Source organism: Chitinophaga sp. sic0106, from assembly GCF_019219075.1.
Classification (GTDB): Bacteria; Bacteroidota; Bacteroidia; order Chitinophagales; family Chitinophagaceae; genus Chitinophaga.
The window spans coordinates 19915-28536 of sequence record NZ_JAHUWJ010000034.1; the positions used below are offsets into that span (position 1 = coordinate 19915).

4 protein-coding genes are annotated in these 8622 nt (G+C 45.6%); 1 reads left to right on the forward strand and 3 read right to left on the reverse strand.

Features of this window, described 5'->3' with window-relative positions:
* The first annotated feature begins 20 nt into the window (after positions 1-20).
* On the forward strand, positions 21-3248 hold the full coding sequence (locus KW844_RS28715; protein ID WP_218380216.1) for a carboxypeptidase regulatory-like domain-containing protein: 3228 nt from the start codon (positions 21-23) through the stop codon (positions 3246-3248).
* Positions 3249-3329: 81 nt separating this feature from the next.
* Here the strand turns inward: KW844_RS28715 and KW844_RS28720 are convergent, their stop codons facing one another.
* From KW844_RS28720 to mfd, 3 genes are all read right to left on the reverse strand, one after another.
* The gene (locus tag KW844_RS28720) at positions 3330-4034 is read right to left on the reverse strand and encodes an SIMPL domain-containing protein (RefSeq protein ID WP_218380217.1); all 705 of its coding nucleotides are present in this window, start codon (positions 4032-4034) and stop codon (positions 3330-3332) included.
* A gap of 254 nt (positions 4035-4288) precedes the next feature.
* On the reverse strand, positions 4289-4972 hold the full coding sequence (locus KW844_RS28725; RefSeq protein ID WP_218380218.1) for an SIMPL domain-containing protein: 684 nt from the start codon (positions 4970-4972) through the stop codon (positions 4289-4291).
* Positions 4973-5053: 81 nt separating this feature from the next.
* Positions 5054-8425, reverse strand: a complete 3372-nt coding sequence (gene mfd / locus KW844_RS28730) for a transcription-repair coupling factor (protein ID WP_218380219.1) — start codon at positions 8423-8425, stop codon at positions 5054-5056.
* Positions 8426-8622: the final 197 nt, after the last annotated feature.

An 8622-nucleotide genomic window follows, 5' to 3' on the forward strand; every position in this document is an offset into this window, starting at 1 on the left:
AAATACAGACAGCAACTTTTATGAAATCGTTTATTGCGTTATTAGCTAGCGTCATTGTATTATTCAGCGTGAATACAATGGCCCAGGTAACCACCTCCTCTATTACCGGTAAGGTAGCCGATCCCAAAGGGGGCGCTATTCCCGGAGCAACGGTAGTAATTCTCAACGTTTCTACAGGTATCAAAAGTGGTACTCAAACCAACGCGGATGGTCGTTATATCATTAACAACCTCAATCCGGGCGGTCCTTATACTATTACCGTTTCCTTCATTGGTTTTAAATCAGAACAAAGAGCGGATGTAAATCTCCCTTTAGGCTCTTCTTCTTTCACCTTTAAGCTGGGCGAAGAGTCCAAAGCGCTGAGCGAAGTAGTGATCACCGGTAGCGCAGGTAAAAAAGAAGGTACCCGCGTAGGCCAGGAGCAGATGAAACGCATACCGTCTATCAGCCGCAGCTTGCAGGATATGACGAAAGTGACGCCGCAAAGCAGCAACAACTCTTTCCTCGGTACCAACTACCGTTACAACAACGTAACATTGGATGGCGCCATCAACAACGATGCGATTGGCTTCAGCCCTTCCATGGGTGGACAGTCCAACTCCAGCGGACAGCCAGGTAGCAGTACCCGTACCAACCCGGTATCACTCGATGCCATCCAGGATGTACAGGTATTACTCGCACCATTTGACGTGAAAGTGGGTAACTTCCTCGGTGGTTCTATTAACGCGGTAACCCGCAGTGGTACCAACGAGTTCCATGGCTCTGTTTACGGTTATGGCCGCACAGCAGGTCTGGTAGGTAAAAACAATGCCGGCGACGGTTCTAAACTGCCTTCTGATTTCCACGACTATCAGGCAGGTGTACGCCTCGGTTTCCCTATCATCAAAAATAAACTCTTCTTCTTCACCAACGAAGAAATCACCCGCCGCGTAGATCCAATCATCCTCGCCGCCGGCTCTAAAGATGTTGCCAACATCCTCAGCGAACAGGATGCAATGGACATCACTGCTAAAATGAAAGAATATGGTGTAGATGCAGGCACTTATAAAAACACCTCCATCTATTCCAACTCTAATAAATTCTTTAACCGCCTCGACTGGCACATCAACTCCAAACACAGCCTCTCCGTACGTAATAACACTATTACCTCAGAAGCAACTAACCTGGAGCGTGATCAGCAGAACTTCCGTTTTGGTGGTATCGATTTCAAACAGGTAAACAACCAGACTTCCACCGTGGCTGAGCTGAAAAGTAACTTCAACCCAACTGTTTCCAACAGCCTGATCCTCGGTTACTCTTCCGTTCACGATTACCGTGATCCATCCTCAGATCCTGCTACACCGCAGATCCAGATTGCCGGCAAAACTCCTGGTACTACCATCTTCCTAGGTACTGACCGCGAAGCAAGTATCTTTAACATGAAGCAGAAAACCTTTGAAGTAACCGATAACGTTACCATCTTCAAAGGAAAAAATACCTTCACCATTGGTACACACAACGAGTTTTACAATATCACCTATGGCTTTGTAAATTCCTGGAATGGCCGTTTGGACTACAACTCTGTTGCCGACTTCCTGAACAACAATCCCAGCCGTGTACGTGGTAACTATAACTACGCAAATAACTCCCGCGATTTCATCATGTCAAACCCTCCCGCACAGTTCAAAGTGAACTTGCTGAGCCTCTACGGACAGGATGAAATTCAACTGACTGACCGCTTTAAAATCACTCCGGGTGTACGTTTGGACTACGCAGGTATTCCTAACAAACAACCGCTGAGCGACAAAACTACCAAAGCGCCGGTAGATGCAAACTACGGTAACACCTACACGTATACCAAACCACAGGATATCAAAAATAACTTCCTGAATAACGTACAAATCTCTCCACGCCTCGGTTTCAACTGGGATATCAAAGGTGACAACACCATGGTACTGCGCGGTGGTAGCGGCTTATTCACCGGTCGTATTCCTTTTGCATGGCTGGGTTACGCTTACTACAACAACGGTGTAACTTACGGTGCGTACGATCAGAAATCATCTGACAAACCATTTGTAAACGGTCCGCTGCCAGCAGCTAAACCATCTCCAAATGGTATCGCAGACTTCGCACAGCAGAACGGTGTAGATGTTACTAACGCTGCCGGTGCAACGCAGGTGGATCTGATGGACAACAACTTCAAAATGCCGCAGGTATGGAGAAGCAGCCTCGCCTTTGACTATACTACCAACGACCAGTGGAAATTCACTGTAGAAGGCATCTATACTAAAGTAGTACACGATCTGATGTTCCAGCAGATCAACCTGGTAGATAACCCTACTTATTATGCATACGATGTAAATAAGCAACAGCCTATCTACTCCGGTAAAAAAATCAACAGCCTGTATACTAACGCCTACCTGCTGTCTAACACCAATAAAGGTTACCGATACAGCGTTACTGGTCAGATCCAGAAAACTTTCCCATGGGGCTTTAACTTCATGACAGCGTATACTTACGGTCAGGCGAAGGATATCACCAACGGTATCCGTAACTCTATGGAGTCTAACTGGCAGCTGAACCAGGCACTGAATCCTAACAATCCGGGACTGGCTTATTCCAACTTCGACATCCGTCACCGTATCGTAGCAACGGCTAACTACAGACAGGATTGGGGTTCCAAAGGTAAGTGGGTATCTAACTTCAGCCTGTTCTTCTCTGCGCAATCCGGCACACCTTACTCTTATGGTTTCGTAAATGCTACTATCCAGGGTACGCCACAGCAGGTTAGCCTGGCTTATATTCCTAAGGATCTGGCAGAAGCACAGAAATTCTTTGTGGATATTCCAAATGGTCAAACCGCTGCTCAACAGGCTGCTGACTTCATGACTTATGTGGATGGCAACAAATACCTGAGTGGCCGTAAAGGTGATTTCACCGAGCGTAATGGTGGTCGTACCCCTTGGAACTACCAGGCTGACTTCCGTTTTTCTCAGGACCTGAATATCAAAACTGCTAAACGCACCCACACCATCACGTTTACTTATGATATCGTGAACCTGACTAACCTCCTGAATAAAAACTGGGGTGTACAAACATTCTCTCCAAACACATTCAACTCTACTTCATCTGTGGGTCTGAAAGCGACGAAGAATGCTCCTGTAAATGGTTATCCGATCTATACCTGGTCTAACCCTGGTGTACCGTATGCAACAGATTTCTTTGCATCACGTTACCAGATGCAGCTGGGTCTGAGATACAGCTTCTAATACAACTAAATAACAATCAAAAAGAGAAAGGCTCGCGATATGCGAGCCTTTCCTTTTTTAGTATGTTTTTGGAGTACCTGATTATTTAATCCCGAATACGGTTCTAACTTCTGCACGTACTTTAATGGTTTTGAAATCTACATCAGAGATACCGCCCATTCCGTCAGCAGCTTTAGCCATGTAGTTTACTGCCAGCGGACGAACGTCAGAATAACCGTCGGTATTGATTTCCTGGATTTCAATGATGCCACCAAGATTTTCACCAATTGCATTTACCATATAATCAGCTTTAGCCTTTGCAGCCTGTAAAGCTTTGATTTTAGTTTCTTTGCGGTATTCTTCCATTTTACTGGAAGAGTAGCCGGTGATACGGGTGCTTTCAATACCTTCCGCATCTACTGCGCCGAGGATAATATTGATTTTATCCAGTTTGTTCAGTTTCAGGCGGAACTGTTTGCTGGCCATAAATTCCTGCGGATTTTTCTTTTTGTTCAGGTAATCGTAGTTATAACCGGAAACGTTTTCTACGGTCAGGTTTTCTTTTGGAATACCAGCATCCACCACTGCTTTCTGCAATTGTTTTTCCAGGGCAGTGATTTCTACTTTCGATTTACCTTTCAGGTATTCTTTCAGAGAGATGTTAAAATATATTTCGTCCGGTGTGATTTCAATTTCTGCGGAACCGGTTACTTCGATTTTCTTTTCTGTTGCTTTGTTGCTTGCAGTTTGTGCAAATGTGCTCATCGCTAAGAATAATCCTGCTGCTAATAACATTACCTTTTTCATGTTTCTGAGTTTTATTGGTTTGAAAGTGATTGTTCTTTATGTTTTACAGCAACATGATGCGAGGTTTCCATCTGTTTCCATAAAAGGCATAAAAAAAATTTGGGTTTAGGTTATGTGATAATTTGTTTAAAATTGGTTCTTAAACGGTTATATGCAGAAAAGGTTACAATGAACTTTTATTTTTGGGGAGATGTAAGGGCATAAAAAAAGACACGGTTAGTGTCTTTTCAGTAAGTCCCGCGCAATGGGCTGCTTTATTTTATGGCGAATACCGCCTGGATAGTTGCCTGTACCTTTATAGTTCTGAACGAAGCCTGTTCTACAGGATTGTATTTACCGATTGCAAAATCATTTGTGTTTACCTGTGAGTAGAGTCCGGGAAACTGGTCGCTTTTAGTTTCATCAATTTCCAGTACTTCTCCGAGTTGCTGCCTGGCGATATCAGCCAGGTATAATGCTTTTTCGTTCGCAGCTTCAAACGCCATTGTCCTTACCTTTTTGCGGTATTCCTTCATTTTGCTGGAGGTGTATTGGGATAATCTGGCGGCCACAATACCGTCATCCTCCATTCCATCAAGGATGGCAATCAGTTTGTTGGGTTGGGTAAGTTTAAGACGGAAGTCTTTGGTGGTAAACAATTCTGCCGCGTCCTTTTTTCTTCTGGTATAGCTCATTCCTGCCAGGTCCTGCACGTTCAGGTTCTCTTTGGATACACCGGCATTTGTTACGGCCTGTATCAGTTCTTTTTCCAATTGGGTTATTTCTACTTTGGTTTTCCCCTTCATATATTCTATCAGGGAGATGGTAAAGTAAAACTCATCCGGGGTGACTTCTATTTCAGCGGTGCCATTGACAGAAATTTTTCTTTCGGTAGTTTTTTGGGCAATGGCGCTGACATTCAGTAGCAGTACAGCTACAAACAGTATGATTTTTTTCATGTACAGAGATTTAAGTCAACGAGAAAATAGTTTTATCCGGTTGATCAAAATCTACCCTTTATCAACATTAACAGGAAATTATCAGTTTCTGCTATCGGTCATACCTTTCAGGAAGTCGTACAGGTCGTTCATATTTTTGATGCGGCTGGCAACGAGCATAAAGTTTTTACCTACCTGTTTGAGTTTGGCGTTGTTAGTACGGGTTTGTATATACGTTAATAAGTGATTGAAAGTAGGGGATTCGAAGTAAGGCGAATCCGGGTTATTGATAAAGTAGCAGCGGAGGCTTTCCTCTTTGAGCATCATTTTCTCGAAGCCCAGCTGGATGGCCATCCAGCGGCAGCGGATCATGGTCAGCAGGTCTTTAACTGGTTCCGGCATTGGTCCGAAGCGGTCGATCAGTTCTGCTTCAAATGCTTTCAGTTTGGTTTCCTCAACAATGTTATCTAGTTCCTGATAAAGGTTGAGGCGTTCCTGGATACTTTCGATGTAGGTATCCGGGATGAGGATTTCGAGGTCAGTATCGATGGTACAGTCGCTTACGAAGTCTTTTTTCTCTTCCAGTTGTTCCTTAAAGAGCTCACGGAATTCGTTTTGTTTGAGTTCGCGGATGGCTTCGTCCAGGATTTTCTGGTACATATCAAATCCAATTTCGGCCATAAATCCGCTTTGTTCGCCACCGAGGAGGTTACCGGCCCCGCGGATGTCGAGGTCGCGCATGGCTATCTGGAAGCCGCTGCCTAATTCGCTGTGCTGCTCCAGTGTTTGCAGGCGTTTGCGACTATCTCCGGGCAGTGTGCTCATAGGAGGAGCGAGCAGGTAGCAGAATGCTTTTTTATTGCTTCGTCCTACGCGGCCGCGCAGCTGGTGCAGGTCGCTGAGTCCAAAGTGATGTGCATTGTTGATAATGATCGTATTGGCGTTGGGGATATCCACACCGCTTTCCACGATATTGGTACAAACCAGCACATCATATTTGCGATCGATAAAGTCGAGTATAACTTCTTCCAGCTGGTGTCCTTCCATCTGGCCATGGGCCGTAGCGATGGAGAGGTCGGGGCAGAGCCCGTGTATGAGTGCCGCCATTTCACCCAACCCTTTTACGCGGTTGTATACGAAGTACACCTGTCCGCCACGTTCTGTTTCATAGTAAATGGCGTCGCGGATAAGGTCGTGATCAAACACATGCACTTCCGTTTCAATGGGCTGCCTGTTAGGTGGCGGCGTATTGATGATGGAGAGGTCGCGGGCGCCCATGAGCGAGAACTGCAGGGTTCTTGGGATAGGCGTTGCCGTTAGCGTGAGGGTATCAACGTTATGCTTGATCTGTTTGAGTTTTTCTTTAGCGCTTACACCAAACTTTTGTTCTTCATCCACCACGAGCACGCCCAGATCTTTGAATTTTACATCTTTACTGAGCAATGCATGTGTACCGATGATGATATCGATTTTCCCTTCTTCGAGTCGTTTAAGTGTTTCCTTTTTCTCTTTGGAAGATTTGAAACGGTTCAGGTAGTCCACTGTACAAGGGAAATCCTTGAGGCGATCGGCGAAGGTTTTATAATGCTGGAATGCGAGAATGGTGGTAGGCACCAGTACGGCGGCTTGTTTGCCATCCACGATGGATTTGAAGGCGGCGCGTATGGCCACTTCTGTTTTCCCGAAGCCTACATCGCCGCATACGAGGCGGTCCATAGGTGCGGGGGCTTCCATATCCCGTTTTACATCTGCAGTAGCCTTGCTCTGGTCGGGGGTATCTTCATAAATGAAGGACGCTTCCAGTTCAGTTTGCAGGTAGGTATCCGGAGTATGTGAAAACCCTTGCTGTGCCTTGCGTACAGCGTATAATTGAATCAGGTCTTTGGCGATATCCTTAACCTGTGTTTTAGCTTTTTCTTTCAGTTTATCCCATGCGTCGCTACCCAGTTTATTGACGCGTGGTTCCACCCCTTCTTTTCCGGTGTGTTTACTGATTTTATGCAGGGAGTTGATGTTTACATATAACAGGTCATTGTTTTTGTAAATGATCCTGATGGCTTCCTGCATTTTGCCGCCTACTTCTATTTTCTGCAAGCCGCTGTACACACCTACGCCGTGGTCGATGTGGGTAACGAAATCACCGGGTTGCAGTTCCCGCAGGGTTTTCATGGTAATAGCCTTATTCTTGTTATAGGCTTGTCTTACCTTGGATTTATGAAAACGCTGGAAGATCTGGTGGTCCGTATAGCATACCAGCTTCAGTGAATGGTCGATAAACCCTTTACTGATGGGTACCGGAATGGGAAAAAATACGAATTCCGCTTTCAGGTCTTCGAAGATACTGCGTAAGCGTTCCAGCTGACGTGGATTGTCCGCAAATATGAAGAGGGAGTATTTACTGTTATTATGTGTGGTGAGGTCTTTAAGCAGCATATCAAACTGCCTGTTAAACACTGGCTGTTCCTGTGTTTCAAAGGTAATCACCTGATGTTCCAGGCCATTTTCCTGCAGCCAGTCTTTACTGCCGAAGATGACGGAGGTACGCTTGATCAGCTGCTCCATGATGGTACCAGCTTTTACGAAGTCATCCTCTTTCAGCACCATTTCTTCATCTTCATCTACCCGTACCTTATTACCTGTTTGCAGGAAATCGTCCAGGCGTTGTTCCATTTGTTCGATTACGCCGCGTACGTATTCCGGATCTTTGATCCATACTACGGTGTTGGCGGGCAGGAACTCCAGCAGGGAGGTTTTTTGGTGATCAACGCCACGGGTGTCCATGTTGGCGATGAGGGTCACCTGGTTGAGCTTACGTTCGCTCAGCTGGGTTTCCGGATCGAACAGGCGGATGGAGTCGATATCCTCGCCGAAGAGTTCTACGCGGTAAGGTTTATCGTTTCCAAAGGAATATATATCGAGAATACCGCCTCTGAGTGCGTATTGCCCGGGTTCGTATACAAAATCGGTAAAGTGGAATCCCCATTCTACCAGTTTTTCCAGGAGTTCGTCCACTTTGAGTACATCGCCCACTTTGAGCTGTACCATGTTGGTATTAAACGCCTGGCTGGCAGCTACTTTTTCCCACAGTGCCTCCGGGTAGGTTACCAGGATTTTTTTGTGGATGGCAGGACCGGAGAATTTCATCAGCGCCTCGGTACGCAGCATGCTATGGCTACTGTTGAGGTCGGAAAACTGGCCTGTTTTCTTGAAAGAATCGGGGAAATAGAAAATATCAAGGGCTTGAGAAAGCTGTTCCAGATCATTTTGGAAATAGGCAGCCTCCTCTTTATCGTTCAGGATAAAGAGATGATTTGCCTCTGCCTGTGCCCAGGTACTTACCGCTACAAAATTTATCGCACTCCCTGCAAGGGATGATAGCTGGAAGTACTGAGTGGTGGGGGATTGTACCCCTTTCACCAGGGTTTGGAGGCGGCTATCTCGCTGAAACTGATGTAATACGCCTTGTAAATTCATGAAGGATGCAAAGATACGAAGAAAAAAAATTTCAGAAACAGGGAGAATGTTAAAAAAAAGAGGGCCTTCCAGGCTAGTCATGGTCGGAAGAAATTCCGACCATTTCTTTATGTTTTGAAGTAAATATCAGGATTTCCGCCACATAAGACAACGATTTGAGCAATTGCCAGATCCCTGACTTCCATAGCCATGCGCCT

What these genes read in the sequence shown, in the direction of transcription:
- KW844_RS28715 (WP_218380216.1), top strand. Translation starts at nt 21, where the DNA reads ATGAAATCGTTTATTGCGTTATTAGCTAGCGTCATTGTATTATTCAGC.
- KW844_RS28720 (WP_218380217.1), bottom strand. Translation starts at nt 4,034, where the DNA reads ATGAAAAAGGTAATGTTATTAGCAGCAGGATTATTCTTAGCGATGAGC.
- KW844_RS28725 (WP_218380218.1), bottom strand. Translation starts at nt 4,972, where the DNA reads ATGAAAAAAATCATACTGTTTGTAGCTGTACTGCTACTGAATGTCAGC.
- mfd (WP_218380219.1), bottom strand. Translation starts at nt 8,425, where the DNA reads ATGAATTTACAAGGCGTATTACATCAGTTTCAGCGAGATAGCCGCCTC.